Origin of the sequence: Streptomyces sp. NPDC057654 (assembly GCF_042800135.1) — a bacterium.
Classification (GTDB): Bacteria; Actinomycetota; Actinomycetes; order Streptomycetales; family Streptomycetaceae; genus Streptomyces.
Genome location: NZ_JBHVHQ010000119.1, coordinates 1 through 14,325, shown reverse-complemented (window position 1 = coordinate 14,325; position 14,325 = coordinate 1). Strand labels below are relative to the sequence as shown.

Genomic DNA, 14,325 nt, shown 5'->3' with positions numbered 1-14,325 from the left:
GGGTGACGGCGACGATGTCGCCGGGTCCGACCCCCCGCTGGTCGAGGTGGCCGGCGAGGGTGAGGGCTCGGCGGGCGAGTTCCCCGTAGGTGACGGGGCCGTCCGTCGTCAGCAGTGCCGGGGCGTCGGGGTGGTCGGCGGCGCGGGCGAAGAAGGCGTCGTGCAGCCGTACCGGAACGGGAGCCTGGGCGAGGGCCGCCCTGTTGATCTCCTCGCGTACGGCGAGCTGGGCGGCGGGCAGCAGTGCGGGGACCTGTGAGCCCCAGGCCGGGGCGTCGTCGATCAGCCGGTCGATGAGTGCGCGGTAGGCGTCGAACATGGCGTCCAGCACGCCGGGTTCGAAGGCGTCCTCCCGGGCGTCCCAGTTCACCAGGAGTCCGCCGGCGACCTCGGTCACCTGCGCGTCGAGCCAGACCTGCGGGCCCTGGGAGATGATCCAGCTCGCCTCGCCGAAGTTCGCCCGCACGGCGTCCGCGAAGAGTTCCCCCAGGCCGAGGGCGCTGGTGTAGACGACGGGGGCGAGGACGCGTTCGCCGTGCAGCCGCGAGGCGTCGCGCAGTACCTCGACGCCGGAGTAGCCGCTGTGCGCGGCGTCCTGGTGGAAGCGGTCCTGGAATCGGGCGGCGCGCTCGGCGAAGGTGCCCGCTTCGCCGCCGTGCCAGGCGAGCAGCAGTGACGAGGTGAAGTCGCCGACGAGGGCGTTCACGGCGTCGTGCAGCGGTTCGCGGTCGAAGAGGGGGAGGTTGAGCAGGAAGTCGGGTTCGGCGCTGAACGCGCCCAGCGTCTCGGCGAAGACGGCGGCGAGCGCCATGGCCGGGGTCAGCCCGTGCCGGCGGGCGTTCTCCTCGAAGCGCCGGGTGCGCTCGGCGTCGAGGTGGAGGTGGCGCCGGACGACGGCGGTGGCCTCGGATTCGCCGGTCCGGGTGGGCAGTCGCGGGGCGTTGGGCAGGTGCGGCAGCCGTTCCCGCCAGTGGGCCCGGTCGGCCGCCGCGCGGGACCGGCGCTCGGGGGTGCGCTCGGCGGCGGCGCGGTCGGCGAGGTAGCGGGGGAAGCTGTAGTCCGGCGCGGGCAGGGCTCCGGCCGGGTCGGCGTAGGCGCGGGCGAGGTCGGCGAGAAGGACGCGCAGGCTCAGCGCGTCGGCGGCCACCATGTCCAGGTTGACGTGGACCCGGGTGGCACCGTCCGGGAGCAGGGAGAGCCGGACGTCGAAGACCTCGCCGGCGGCGATGTCCATGCCGCGGCGGGACAGTTCCCGGCGCAGTTCCGCGAGGCGGTGTTCGCGCGCTCCGGCGTCGAGGTCGCGCAGGTCGTGGACGCGCAGCCCGGGCCAGGGACTCGTGGGCAGGATGCGCTGCCTGCCGTCGTCCGAGACGGCCACCCGCAGCATGCCGTGCCGGCCGAGCACCGCGTGCACCGCGGCTTCGAGGCGGTCGGGAGCCACGGCGTGACCGTCGAACTCGTGGTAGAAGTGCGCGGCCACGCCGCCCAGGCGCTGGCCCTCGCCGCGGCCGGCCCAGTAGGCGTGCTGCATGAGCGCGAGGTCGAACGGTTCGGACTCGTCGACCGCCGCCACCGGCCGGACGTCCGTGCCGGCGCCGTCCTGACCGCGCTCCTCCAGCAGGCGGCGCCAGGCCGCGAGCGTGGGCTCGGCCATGAGGTCGGCGAAGCCGATGTCCGCGCCGGAGCGGCGGCATCGGCCGGCGAGCCGCATCATCGCCAGGGAATCCAGCCCCAGTTGGATGAGGTGGGCGTCCTCGTCGATGCGGCCGGTGGGCATGTCGAGCAGTTCACCGACGGCTGCGGGCAGGTCGAATCGTCCGTCTGCGGGTTCCTGGGCCACCTGGATCCATCCCTCTCGAAACACGGCCGGTCAACGGCCGGATGCCATCAGGCATGTGAAGATTACTAGATATGATTATCATTTTCAAAACTTGGCAACACCCCTGCGGCCATCGGCGCCTCCCCGGCACGGCGACGGGAGACCGGGGGCCGCATGCGGGGCGAAACATCCGGAGCGACCAGCACCCCGGACGAACCCGGGACCGGCACACCACCCCGCGTTGACTTACTTCGGCCGGATCCTTACGCTACTACACGAACTGATTATCGTTTTCATTATGGTCGCCTCTCCCCCGCCGACGGGCGACCCGTCCGCCCGCCGGGGGCGGCCCCGCCCCGCACCCAGCCCCGCCCGCCAGAGCGACACAGTCGCCACCCGGGATCGGAGCGCGAGGCCCTGGCGTCTCAACTCGCCCGCCAAGCCGACGAAGAGGAAGGCCCCACCCATGACCGCCACGTGTCCCGCCGAGCACCCCCCGGCGGACCCCGCGCACCGCCCCGCCGAGGCGGCCCGGTGACCGACGACCGCACGTCCGCCGAGCAGCGGCCCCTCGTCGAGGCAGGGGCCCTCAAAACCCTGATCAAGCCGGTAAGAGGCCGACTGGCAGCGGGAGTTGCACTGACCGCCCTGTCGGCCGTCTGCGCCGTCGTGCCGTACATCGCGGTCGCCGAGGCCGGACGGGTCCTCCTCGACCACGGGACCGGACGGCCCGGCGAGGTGTGGGGATGGATCATCGCGGCCGTGGCCGGAGCCGTACTGCGCAGCGTGCTCTACATGGGAGCCACCCAGCTCTGCCACTACGCGGACGCCGAGTTCCGCTACCTGACGCGCTCCCGGCTCGCTCGCCACCTCGGCTCGCTGCCGCTCGGCTGGTTCACCACCAGCGGGTCCGGCGAGGTGAAGAAGGCGGTGTCCGACGATGTCAGGCAGGTCCACACACTGGTCGCGCACGCCGCCGCGGAGCTGACCTCCGCCGTCGTCATGCCGCTGACCGCCGTGGTGTACCTGCTGGTGGCGGACTGGCGGCTGGCCCTGGTCGTGGTGGGCTACGCCGTGCTGGTCCTCGTCGTACTGACGCCCCGCCTCCAGAGCGCGTACGAGCAGAACATGGACGCCTTCAACGTGGCACAGTCCGACCTGACCAAGGCCTCGGTCGAACTCGTCGACGGCATCGAGGTCATCAAGACCTACGGGGCCACCGCGCACACCTTCGCGCGGTTCAGCGAGGCCGCCGACCGGCTGACCCGAGTGTGCCTGCGCTGGATGTCCGCGATCGGCCGGCCCACGAACCTCATCAACACCCTGCTCTCGCCCGCCTCGATGCTGGTGTGGATCGCCGGCGCCGGCATCCTCTTCGTCGCCGCCGGCTGGACCGATCCGGCCACCCTGCTGCCCTTCCTCGCGGTGGGCATCGGCCTGCCCAGCACGGTGATGCAGATGGCCCAGCTCGGCTACGCCTTCCGCGACGCGCAGCTCGGCGCCACCCACATCGCCGCCGTCCTGGCCGAACCCGCCCTGCCGGAGCCCGCCGAGGGCACCGTCCCCGACTCTCCGCGCGTCACCTTCGAGGACGTCCGTTTCACCTACGGCGAGGCAGGAGCACCCGCACTCGACGGGGTCAGCGCCGTGCTGGAGCCGGGCACGGTCACCGCCCTGGTGGGCCCCTCCGGCTCGGGGAAGACCACCTTCGCCCGGCTGATCCCGCGCTTCTGGGACGTCACCTCCGGGCGCGTCACGCTCGGCGGGGCCGACATCCGGCAGATCCCCACCCAAGAGCTGCTCGGCCAGGTCGCCTTCGTCTTCCAGGAGGTGGTCCTGCTGCGCGCCACCGTCCTGGAGAACATCCGGCTCGGCCGGCCCGACGCCACCGACGAGGAGGTGGCGGCCGCGGCCCGCGCCGCGCAGATCCACGACGTCGTCATGGCCCTCCCCCGCGGCTACGACACCCTCCTGGAGGACGGCGAGAGCGAACTGTCCGGCGGCGAACGCCAGCGGATCACCATCGCGCGGGCCATCCTCCAGGACTCCCCCGTCGTCATCCTCGACGAGGCCACCGCGCACGCCGACCCGCACAGCGAGGCCCGGATCCAGGAAGCGCTCAGCGCCCTGGGCAAGGGCCGGACGCTGCTCGTCATCGCCCACCGGCTGCACACGGTGGCCGGGGCGGACGCGATCCTCGTCCTGGACGGCGGACGCATCGTGGAGCGCGGCACGCACACGGCGCTCCTGGAGCACGAGGGGCTGTACGCCCGGCTCTGGAATTCTCAGCAGGTCCACCAGGAGGTCGGGCAGTGATCATCCGTCAGGCCGAGGAACTCATCGGCGAACCGACCGGGATGCGCGGCCAGGTCGCCGGCTACGTCGCCACCGGCATCTGCCAGGGCGTCGCCTTCGCCTCCCTCATCCCGCTGCTGCGCGCGCTGTTCGCGGACGACACCGCGCGCGCGGCGCTGTGGCTGCCGGCCGCCGCCGCGGGAGCCGCCGCCGCCGGAGCCGTCCTGTGGGTCACCTCGAACAACGGGTACGCGATCGGTGTCGAGCGCAGCGGCATGACGCTGGCCAGGAAGCTGGCCCGGCACGTCACCCGGCTCCCCCTGGGCTGGTTCACCAAGGTCGCCTCCGGCCGCCTGCTCACCTCGATGTCGGGCGCGCAGAGCTTCGGCAACTTCCCCGGCATGGTGCTCCAGCAGATCACCGTGACCGTCACCGCGCCGGCCGTCATCGCGCTGATCACCCTCTTCGTGGACTGGCGGCTCACCCTCGCCTTCCTCGTACTGAGCCCGCTGGGCCACCTGCTGTACCAGCGGCTCCAGCGCGCCTCCGCCATCTCGCAGGCGGAGGAGGCCGAGGCGCTGTCGGAGGTGTCGAGCCGGGTGCTGGAGTTCGCCCGCGCGCAGTCCGTCCTGCGCGCCGCGGGACGTACCGTCTCGGGCTGGGAGAGCCTGGAGCGGTCGCTGCGCGCCGACCGGGCGGCGACCGTGCGCGGCCTCAACCGGGCCAACGCCCCCGTCGCCTGGTACACGGCTCTCGTCGAGGCCGCGTTCGCCCTGGTGGCGGTCACGGCGGCCTGGCTGGTCCTCGACGAGCGCACCGCGGTGCCGGACATCATCGCCGTACTGATCCTCGCGGTCCGCTTCACCGAACCCGTGTCGCTGCTGGCCGTGTACGGAACGGGGGTGCAACTGGCCCGGACCGCGCTGGACGGGATCGGCGACATCGTGCGCACCCCGCCGCTGCCCGAGCCGTCCGCGCCGCGCGAACCGGAGCACTCGGGGGTGGAGTTCGAGGACGTCACCTTCGGGTACGGGGACAAGCCGGTGCTGTCCGGGTTCTCCCTGTCCTGCCCGCCCCGGTCCATGACAGCGCTCGTCGGCGCGTCCGGGGCCGGCAAGACGACCGTGACCCGTCTCGCCGCCCGCTTCTGGGACGTGGACGGCGGTTGTGTGCGCGTCGGCGGCGCCGACGTGCGGGAGATGAGCGGCGAGACCCTGATGGGACAGATCGCCATCGTCTCCCAGGACGTGTACCTCTTCGACACCACCATCGAGGAGAACGTGCGTATCGGCCGCCCCGACGCCACCGACGAGGAGGTGCGCGCCGCCGCCGACGCGGCCCGGCTCACCGAGGTCGTCACCCGGCTGCCGCTGGGCTGGGCGACACCGGTCGGTGAGGGCGGCTCCCACCTGTCCGGGGGCGAGCGCCAGCGCGTGTCCATCGCCCGGGCCCTGCTGAAGGACGCGGCGGTGGTCCTGCTGGACGAGGCGACCTCGGCCCTGGACGCCCAGAACGAGGCGGCGGTGGGCGAGGCCCTCGCAGGGCTGGCCCGGGACAGGACCGTCCTGGTGGTGGCGCACCGCCTGTCGACGATCGCCGCCGCGGACCAGATCGCCGTCATCGAGGACGGCGCGGTCCGTGAACTGGGGGGCCACCAGGAACTCGTCGCCGCCGGCGGCCTCTACCGGGATCTCTGGGCGGAGCGCGGCAGGGCGACGGCCTGGCAGCTCAAGCCCGCCTGAACCACCCGCCGCCGCACACCACCGCACCACCGCACCACCGCACCACCGCACCAGCCACGCAGAACAGGAAGTCCCTTGACCGGTCCCGACGTGTCCTCAGCCCGCTGGTTCCGCCGTCCCCGCCCCGGCGGCGACCCTTCCCTGCGACTGCTGTGCCTGCCCCACGCGGGCGGGACGGCGTCGTTGTACCGGGCGTGGACCGGACCGCTGCCCGACTGGATCGAACCGGTCCTGGTCTGCCCGCCGGGACGGGAGGAGCGGGTCGATGAGCGGGGGCCCGATGACGTGCCGGCCCTGGTGGCCGCCCTCGCGGACGCGGTACGGCCTCTGCTGGACCGCCCGTGGGCGGTGTTCGGGCACAGCATGGGCGCCCTCGTCGCCCACGAGTTGGCGCTCCGCCTGGTCTCCGAGGGCGCACGACCCCCGGAACACGTATTCGTGTCGGCACGGGAGGCGCCTCAGTTCCACCGCCCCGGCGCCGTACACCTGCTGGACGACGACGGCCTGGCCGCCGAACTGCTGCGGCTCGGCGGCACCCATCCGGAACTGCTCGCCATGGACGAGGTGCGCCGGCTGATCCTCCCCGCGGTGCGGGACGACTACCGCCTGGTGGAGACCTACGCCCCGCCCGGCCCGACGGCGCTGCCGTGCCCCGTGACGGCGCTCGTCGGAACCGGTGACACCGAGGTCTCCGAGGACGAGGCGCGGGGCTGGTCGCGCTGGACCGACGCCGAGTTCCGGCTCCTGGCCTTCACCGGCGGCCACTTCTACTTCTCCGACGACCCGCACGACGTCGTGCGGTCCGTCACCGGCCTGCTGGCCGGCTCCCGGGCGGACGGCGCCGCCGTCGCCATCACCGAACGACGATGAAGAGGCATTCGATGACCCTGCCAGTGGAACACCTGCGCCTGGACGACTCCTTCATGCACGATCCGCACGCCGCCGCGGCGGCCCTGCGGGACAAGGGCCCGGTCCTGCCCGTGATCCTGCCCACCGGCCTGCCCGTCTGGCTCGTGACGGGATACGAGGAGGCACGCTCCCTGCTCCTCGATCCCCGGCTGAGCAGCGACGGCGTCTACGATCGGCTCGAACGGCTGCGGGAGGCCGCGGACGGGAAGCCCAGCTCCTTCTCCGAGGATCTGGCCCGGCACCTGCTGAACACCGACCCGCCGGACCACACCCGGCTGCGGAAACTGGTCAACAAGGCGTTCACCCCCCGGTCAATCGAACAGCTGCGTCCCCGGATCGCGGAGATCGCCGCCGAGTTGACGGACGCGCTGGACACCTCCGGGCCGGTGGACCTGTTGCGGGACTACGCCTACCCGCTGCCGATGATCGTGATCTGTGAACTGCTCGGCATCCCCAAGGACGACCGGGAGATGTTCGGCGCCTGGTCCGACGTACTGGTCTCCACCGCGCCGCCCGAGGAGATCGGCGCCGCTTCGGAGTCCATGGGCCGCTACCTGGCAGGGCTGCTCGAAGCCAAGCGCGTGTCGCCGCGCGAGGACCTGCTGTCGGCTCTGGTCACCGCCGGTGAGGACGGGGACCGGCTGAGCGTCCCCGAGATGATCGCCATGAGCTTCGTCCTGCTCATCGGCGGCTACGAGACCGCCGTCAACCTGATCGCCAGCGGCGTGCTCGCCCTGATCCGCCACCCCGGGCAGATGGCCGCGCTGCGCTCGAACCCGGCGCTGCTGCCCGGCGCCGTGGAGGAGTTCCTGCGCTTCGAGACGCCCAACAACCTCTCCTCACCGCGCTACACCAAGGAAGCCCTGCGGGTCGGGGACGTGGAGATCCCCGCCGGGCAGTTCGTGATGATCTCCCTGCTGTCGGCCAACCGCGACGGCGCCCGCTTCCCCGGCCCCGACCGCCTCGACATCACCCGGCCGGCCGGGGGCCACCTCGGATTCGGCCACGGCATCCACTTCTGCGTCGGCGCCCCGCTCGGCCGTATCGAGGGCGAGATCGGCATCGGGCATCTGCTCGCGGCGTTCCCCGCCATCGAACTGGCAGTTCCCGAGGCGGAGTTGACGTGGCGCCCCAGCACCGCCATGCACGGGCTGGCGGAGCTGCCCGTGCGGCTCGGCTGACCGGCCGCCCGCCCTCCCTCCTTCCTTCATTCCCCTCCGTTCCACCAGTGAGGATCAGATATGTGCGGTATCACCGGATGGGTCGCCTTCGACGACGACCTCACGGTCCGCGGGCACGACATCGAGGCGATGACGGCCGCCATGGCCGACCGGGGGCCCGACGACGGCGGCACCTGGGTGCGCCGCCATGTCGCCCTCGGCCATCGGCGGCTCGCCGTCATCGACCCGCCCGGCGGGGCGCAGCCCATGACCGCCGGCGCCCCCGGCGGCGGCGTCGCCCTCGTCTACAGCGGCGAGACGTACAACTTCACCGAACTCCGCAGCGAACTGCGCGGCCGGGGACACGTGTTCCGCACCTCCAGCGACACCGAGGTCGTGCTCCACGCCTACCTGGAGTGGGGCGAGCACATGGCGGAGCGCCTCAACGGCATGTACGCCCTGGCCCTGTGGGACGAGCGCGCGAACAAGCTCGTCCTCGTACGCGACCGCATGGGGGTCAAACCCCTGTATCTGTACCCGACCCCGGACGGCGTCCTGTTCGGCTCGGAACCCAAGGCCGTCCTGGCCAACCCGCGGGCCCGCCGGGTGGTCGATCTGGACTGCCTCCACGAGCTGATCGGCTTCACCAAGACGCCGGGCTGGTCCCTGTGGAAGGGCATGACCGAGGTCGAGCCGGGGACGGTCGTCACCGTGACCAGGGACGGCATCCGTCACCGTACCTACTGGTCCCTGCCCGCCCGCGAGCACACCGACGACACCGGGACCACCGTCGAGCGGGTACGGGAGCTGCTGACCGACACCATGGGGCGCCAGTCGGTGTCGGACGTACCGTTGAGCGCGCTGCTCTCGGGCGGTCTCGACTCCAGCGCCGTCACCGCCCTGAGCGCCCGTCATCTCGCCGCCTCGGGCGAGCGGCTGCGGACCTTCTCGGTCGACTTCGCCGGGCTGGAGGAGAACTTCCGCCCCGACGAACTGCGCGAGACCCCCGACAGCCCGTTCATCCGCGAGGTCACCCGGGCGGTGGGCACCGACCACCGCGCGGTGGTGCTCGACTCGGGACAGCTGACCGACCCCGGGCTGCGGCGGTCCGTGCTGCGCGCCCGCGACATGCCGATCGGCCTCGGCGACATCGACTCCTCGATGTACCTGCTGTTCCAGGCGATCCGCGAACACTCCACGGTCACCTTGTCCGGGGAGTTCGCGGACGAGCTGTTCGGCGGGTACATCTGGTTCCACCACCCGGCGGCCCGGGACGCGGACACGTTTCCGTGGCTCGCCTTCCAGAACGCGCACACCACGGACCGCACGGCCCTGCTCCACCCCGACGTGCGCCGCCGGCTCGACATCCCCGCCTACATCGCCGACCAGTACGCCTCCGCCGTGGCCGGGGTGGAGCACCTGGACGGTGAGACGGGCCTGGAACGGCGGATGCGCACCGTGTGCCATCTGCATCTGACGCGTCTGGTGCGCGCCCTCCTGGACCGCAAGGACCGCTTGTCGATGGCGGTGGGCCTTGAGGTGCGGGTGCCCTTCGCCGACCATCGGCTGGTCGAGTACGTCTACAACGCGCCGTGGTCGATGAAGACCGCGGACGGACGGGAGAAGAGCCTGCTGCGCGCCGCCGTGCGCGACGCCCTCCCCCAGTCCGTGGTGGACCGGGTGAAGAGCCCCTACCCCTCCACACAGGACCCCGGCTACGCGAAGGCGCTCCAGGAGCAGGCGCGCGAGGTGCTGGCCGAGCGGGACAGTCCCGTCTTCGAACTCGTCGACCGGGCCTGGCTCCAGGAGACCGTCGCGCGCGACCCCGAACAGCTGCCCGGCGACGGGCGCCTCGGCATCGAGCGGGTCCTCGACCTCCATCACTGGTTCGACATGTACGACCCCGAGCTGCGGCTCTCCTGAGACCGAACCCCTTCCCCAGCACCACCACGGCGCGACGTCCCCGAACCGACGCGTGCCGGGCACGAACGGAAAAGGCATCCAGTGAACAGATCCGAGATATCCCGGCGTTCGCTCCTCACCCGCGCGGCGGGCGGAGCCGCGGTCCTTGCCGCGGGCGGGCTCCTCACGGCCTGCGGCGGCTCCGGCGCCGACGGGGCCCGTCCCACCGCCGCCGCCTCCTACACCGGCAAGCCGCGCCGGGGCGGAACCCTGCGGGCCGCGTTCACCGGCGGCAGCACCGAGTCGACGAGCGTCGTGCGGGCCAGCGCCACCGTCATCGACTTCGTACGGGCCCGCCTGCTGTGGGACACACTGGGCGACCTGGACGGCGGCAGGCCGGTATGGCGGCTGGCCGAGTCCGTCGAATCCAACGCCGACGCCTCGCGGTGGACGATCCGGCTGCGCAAGGGCATCACGTTCAGCGACGGCGGCCGGCTCACGGCGAAGGACGTCCTGTTCAGCCTGCGGACGATCGCGGCGAACCCGGGCGGCCAGTCCGCCCTGCTCGCCGGCGCCGACTTCGCGGCGGCACGCGTGCCGGACGCCCGGACCCTCACCGTGCCGCTGAAGCAGCCGAACGGCTTCTTCGACCTGGCACTCGCCCAGTCCATGTTCGTCTTCCCGGACGGCACGAAGAAGCTGTCCAAGGCCTTGGGCAGCGGCCCGTTCACCCTGTCCGAGTGGGAGGCCGGCAAGAGCAGTGTCCTGGCGGCGAACCCCGACTACTGGGACGCGGACGGCGGCGGCCCCTACCTCGACAGGATCGAGCTGTACTCCGTCACGGACCCGGCGGCCCGGCTGAACGGCCTGAAGGCAGGACAGTTCGACTACGCGGGCAGCGTCCCGCTGACAGCCGTACGCGCGGAGCGAGGCAACACGTCCCTGCGGATGCTGATGCCGCCGAAGGACCTGTGGACCGAGCTGACGTTCACCATGAACCTGGACCAGAAGCCCTTCACCTCGCCGGAGCTCGTCGAGGCCGTCAAGTACGCCATCGACCGTGAGGCGATGGTCAGGACGGTGACCCTGGGCTACGGGGAGAGCGCCGACGACGCGCGCGGCATGCACCAGCCCTGGTACACCGGCGACCTGCCCAAGCGTGAGCACGACCCCGACCGCGCCAGGTCGCTGCTGAAGAAGGCGGGCCTGGAGGGCACGTCGATCACCCTGCGCACCAGCGACTTCGCCTACGGACTGGTCGAGAGCGCCTCCGCGTTCGTCCAGCAGGCCAAGGAGGCGGGCCTGACGGTCGGGCTGGACAAGGTACCGGCCGCCGACTACTACAGCGACATGGGCAAGCTGCTGTCCACGCCCATCCAGACGTCCGCCAACGCCCCCATGCCTGTACCGCTGGCGCTGCTCAACTACTACGGCGACTCGGCCGTCTTCCCCCTCACCGGCAAGGCGCCCAGGCGTCTGGAGACCCTGCTGTCCGACATGCGCCGGTCGGTCTCCGACCGGGACCGCAGGCAGGCCGTCGGGGACGTCCAGCACTACCTGTACGACAACGGCGGCGACGCGATCTTCGCGCGGATGCCGTCGGCGGCCGCGGCGACGCCGAAGGTGCAGGGCGTCGAGTCCCTGGGCTGGCCCGAGTACCCCTCCCTGCGCAACGCGTTCCTGAGCGCGTGAGCGTCAGGAAGGCGGGCCGGGGGAATCACGCCCTCGGGCTGCTGGTGCTGCGCCGGTCGGCCGCGGCCGTCGGCGTCGTGCTGGCCGTGTCCGTCCTGGTCTTCACCGCGACGGAGCTGGCTCCCGGCGACGCGGCCACGGCTCGGCTGTCCCGTGCGGGGGACGCCTCCCCCGCACGGGTCGAGGCCCTGCGGCACAGTCTCGGGCTGGACGCCTCACCCGTGGTGCGTTACCTGCACTGGTTCGGCGACGCCCTCCACGGTGATCTGGGCGTGTCGTTCGCCCAGGGCAGGAACGTCTCGGAGATCCTCGCCGACCGCGTCCTGAACTCGGTGATCCTCGCCGTGGCCGCGGTGGTGGTGCTGGTCCCGATGTCGCTGGGGCTCGGGCTGTTCTCCGGGCTGCGGGCCGGCCGGCGCTCCGACCGGATCGTGTCGTGGGGAGTGCTGGTGCTGGTCAGCGTGCCGGAGTTCGTCATCGGCACGGTGCTGGTGCTGTGCTTCGCCATCGGCCTGGGCTGGTTCCCGGCCGTGTCGGCGCTGTCCGCCGGTGAGAGCCCGACGGCGCGGCCCTCGCTGCTGGTGCTGCCGGTGGTGACGCTGGTCTCCGCGTGCCTGGCGCAGAACGTGCGGCTCGTCAGGGCGGCGACCGTGAGCGCGGGGCGTGGCGATGCGGCCGAGGCGGCGCGGCTCGGCGGGGTCCCCGAGTGGCGGGTGGTGGCGCGCTGGGTGCTGCCGACGGCCGTCGTCCCGGTCATCCCGGTCATGGCCCGCTACGTGTCCTATCTGTTCGGCGGCACGCTGGTCGCGGAGACGCTGTTCGGCTATCCGGGGATCGGCGCGGCGCTGGTGGAGGCGTCCGCGGGGCGTGACGCGCCGGTCGTACTGGCCATCGCCATGATCGTCACCTGTGTGACGGTCGCCCTCAATCTGCTGGCCGACGTGCTGTCGGCCGTCTTCAATCCGGTCCGGGGAAGAGAAGCATGACGTATCCACAGCTCGACGGGGCATCGGACGCCGGGGACCGGCCGCCCGGCGGGGTCGGGGACGGAGCGCCCGGCGGCGTCCGGGACCGGCCGCCCCGCGGCGCCGGGGACGGGGCGCCCGGCGGCGGGCCAGACGCACCGGACGCCTGGCGGAAGGGAAGGCGGCGGCCGCGGCGCCGCGGCGCGTTGTCCGTGTGGCTCCCCGGCGCGGTGCTCTGCCTGAGCCTTCTGACGGCCCTGCTCGGACCCTGGCTGACCCCGCACGATCCGGGCGCGGCACTGGACATGCCGTACGCGCCGATCAGCGGGGACGCGCCGCTCGGGACCGAGCGGCTGGGGGCCGACGTGCTCAGCCGGGTACTCGCCGGCGGCCGGTCACTGATCACCGTCTCGGTGTGCGCCCTGCTCGCCGCCTACGCCGTGAGCATCCCGGCGGGCGCTGTGGCGGCGCTGCGCCGCGGCGCGGTGGAGTCGGTCATCATGCGGCTGGTCGACGTGCTGATGAGCGTGCCCGCGTTCGTCCTGCTCAGTGTGCTGGTCGTGGCGACGGGACGGGGGCCGGTCGGCATCGCCGGCGCCACGGTCGTCATCCTGGTGCCCGACATCACGCGGATGGTGCACGCGGTGACGCGGCAGGCGCTGGAACACGATTACGTGGAGGCCGCGCGGTCCCGCGGCGAGTCCCTCGGGTACGTGATCCGCCGGGAGTTGCTGCCCAACCTCGTGCCGCTACTGCGCGCGGACGCCGGAGTGCGCTTCGTCGGCGCGGTGTTCACGATCGCCACCGCCGCCTTCCTCGGCTACGGCACCCAGCCCCCCGCTCCGGACTGGGCGCTGATGCTGCTGGAGAACCAGCCGGGACTGTCGCTCCAGCCCCTCGCCGTGCTCGCCCCCACGGTGATGCTGCTGCTGATCCTGGTGTCGGCGAACGCCCTGGCGGACCGGCTGCCGACGGCCGCGGACGTCCTCTCCCGCGAGGACGGACCGGTCGGCGCTCCTCCGTCCGGGGGCCCGTCGGCGGCGGTCACAGTGCCTCAGGGGGCCGCTGTGCTGTCCTGCCGCGGTCTGCGGATGGAGGCGGCCGGCCGGACGCTCCTCGCGGGCGCGGACCTCGATCTGGCGCCGGGCCGCGTCCTGGCGCTGGTGGGCGAGTCCGGAAGCGGGAAGACGACGCTGGCGCTCGGCCTGCTGGCCGGGCCCCGACCGGGCGTCACCCGCACCGGCGGCCGGGTGCTCCTCGACGGCACGGATCTCTACAGCATCGGCCCGCGACGGCTGCGGGCGCTGCGGGCCCACCGCACGGCCTACGTGCCGCAGGACCCTCGCACCTCGCTGGCGCCGGCCCTGCGGGTGGGCGCACACATCACGGAGCTGCTGCGGGCCGGCGGAGTGCCGCGCGGCGAGCGGGTGGAGAAGGCCCGGGCGGCACTGCGGCTCGTGGGGCTGCCGGACGACGACGCGTTCCTCGCCCGGCGTCCTCATCAGCTGTCGGGCGGCCAGCGGCAGCGAGTCGCCCTGGCCGGGGCCCTGTCGGGCCGGCCCGCGGCGCTCGTCCTGGACGAGCCCACGAGCGCGCTCGACCCGGTCACCGCCGCGGCCCTGCTGCGGGACCTGGGGCGGCTGGCCGCCGAGACCGGTGCTGCCGTGCTGCTGGTGACGCACGACCTGGCGGCGGCCGCCGAGGTCGCCGACTCGGTGGCCGTCATGGCCCATGGCCGCATCGTGGAGGCCGGGCCGGCGGCGTCCCTGATCCGGTCGCCGGCCACCGCCACGGCTCGCGAACTGGTGGCGGCGGCCCGCGCCTCGGGCACGGCCCTGACC

Annotated in this window: 9 protein-coding genes; 8 read left to right on the top strand and 1 reads right to left on the bottom strand. The window is 72.9% G+C overall.

All coding sequences use genetic code 11. The features are described 5' to 3' along the window. The coding region (locus tag ACFU99_RS12570) for a condensation domain-containing protein (protein WP_384389840.1) at positions 1–1,840 on the bottom strand (1,840 nt) is incomplete at its 3' end. A 513-nt stretch (positions 1,841–2,353) separates the two neighbouring features. Between ACFU99_RS12570 and ACFU99_RS12565 the strand changes: the two genes are divergently transcribed. The 8 genes from ACFU99_RS12565 to ACFU99_RS12530 form a co-directional block, all read left to right on the top strand. Beyond that, entirely contained in the window at positions 2,354–4,135 is a 1,782-nt protein-coding gene (locus tag ACFU99_RS12565; protein ID WP_384389837.1) for an ABC transporter ATP-binding protein, read from the top strand. Further along, a complete protein-coding gene (locus tag ACFU99_RS12560) occupies positions 4,132–5,856 on the top strand; it encodes an ABC transporter ATP-binding protein (protein ID WP_384389835.1) in 1,725 nt (574 codons plus the stop codon). The genes ACFU99_RS12565 and ACFU99_RS12560 overlap by 4 nt, the downstream gene beginning before the upstream one ends. Before the next feature lie 75 nt (positions 5,857–5,931). Then, positions 5,932–6,726 (top strand): thioesterase II family protein, encoded by a 795-nt coding sequence (locus tag ACFU99_RS12555; protein ID WP_384389832.1) that lies wholly within the window; start codon positions 5,932–5,934, stop codon positions 6,724–6,726. Positions 6,727–6,737: 11 nt separating this feature from the next. Then, positions 6,738–7,946 carry a cytochrome P450 gene (locus ACFU99_RS12550; protein ID WP_384389829.1) on the top strand — a complete coding sequence of 403 codons (1,209 nt, stop codon included), beginning with the start codon at positions 6,738–6,740 and terminating at the stop codon, positions 7,944–7,946. A 60-nt stretch (positions 7,947–8,006) separates the two neighbouring features. After that, complete coding sequence (gene asnB / locus ACFU99_RS12545) at positions 8,007–9,848, top strand: asparagine synthase (glutamine-hydrolyzing) (RefSeq protein ID WP_384389826.1); 1,842 nt, start codon at positions 8,007–8,009, stop codon at positions 9,846–9,848. 81 nt (positions 9,849–9,929) lie between these two features. Then, complete coding sequence (locus tag ACFU99_RS12540; RefSeq protein ID WP_384389824.1) at positions 9,930–11,519, top strand: ABC transporter substrate-binding protein; 1,590 nt, start codon at positions 9,930–9,932, stop codon at positions 11,517–11,519. Further along, complete coding sequence (locus tag ACFU99_RS12535; protein ID WP_384389821.1) at positions 11,516–12,505, top strand: ABC transporter permease; 990 nt, start codon at positions 11,516–11,518, stop codon at positions 12,503–12,505. Before ACFU99_RS12540 ends, ACFU99_RS12535 begins: the two co-directional genes overlap by 4 nt. After that, the coding region (locus tag ACFU99_RS12530; protein ID WP_384389818.1) for an ATP-binding cassette domain-containing protein at positions 12,502–14,325 on the top strand (1,824 nt) is incomplete at its 3' end. The genes ACFU99_RS12535 and ACFU99_RS12530, both read left to right, overlap by 4 nt.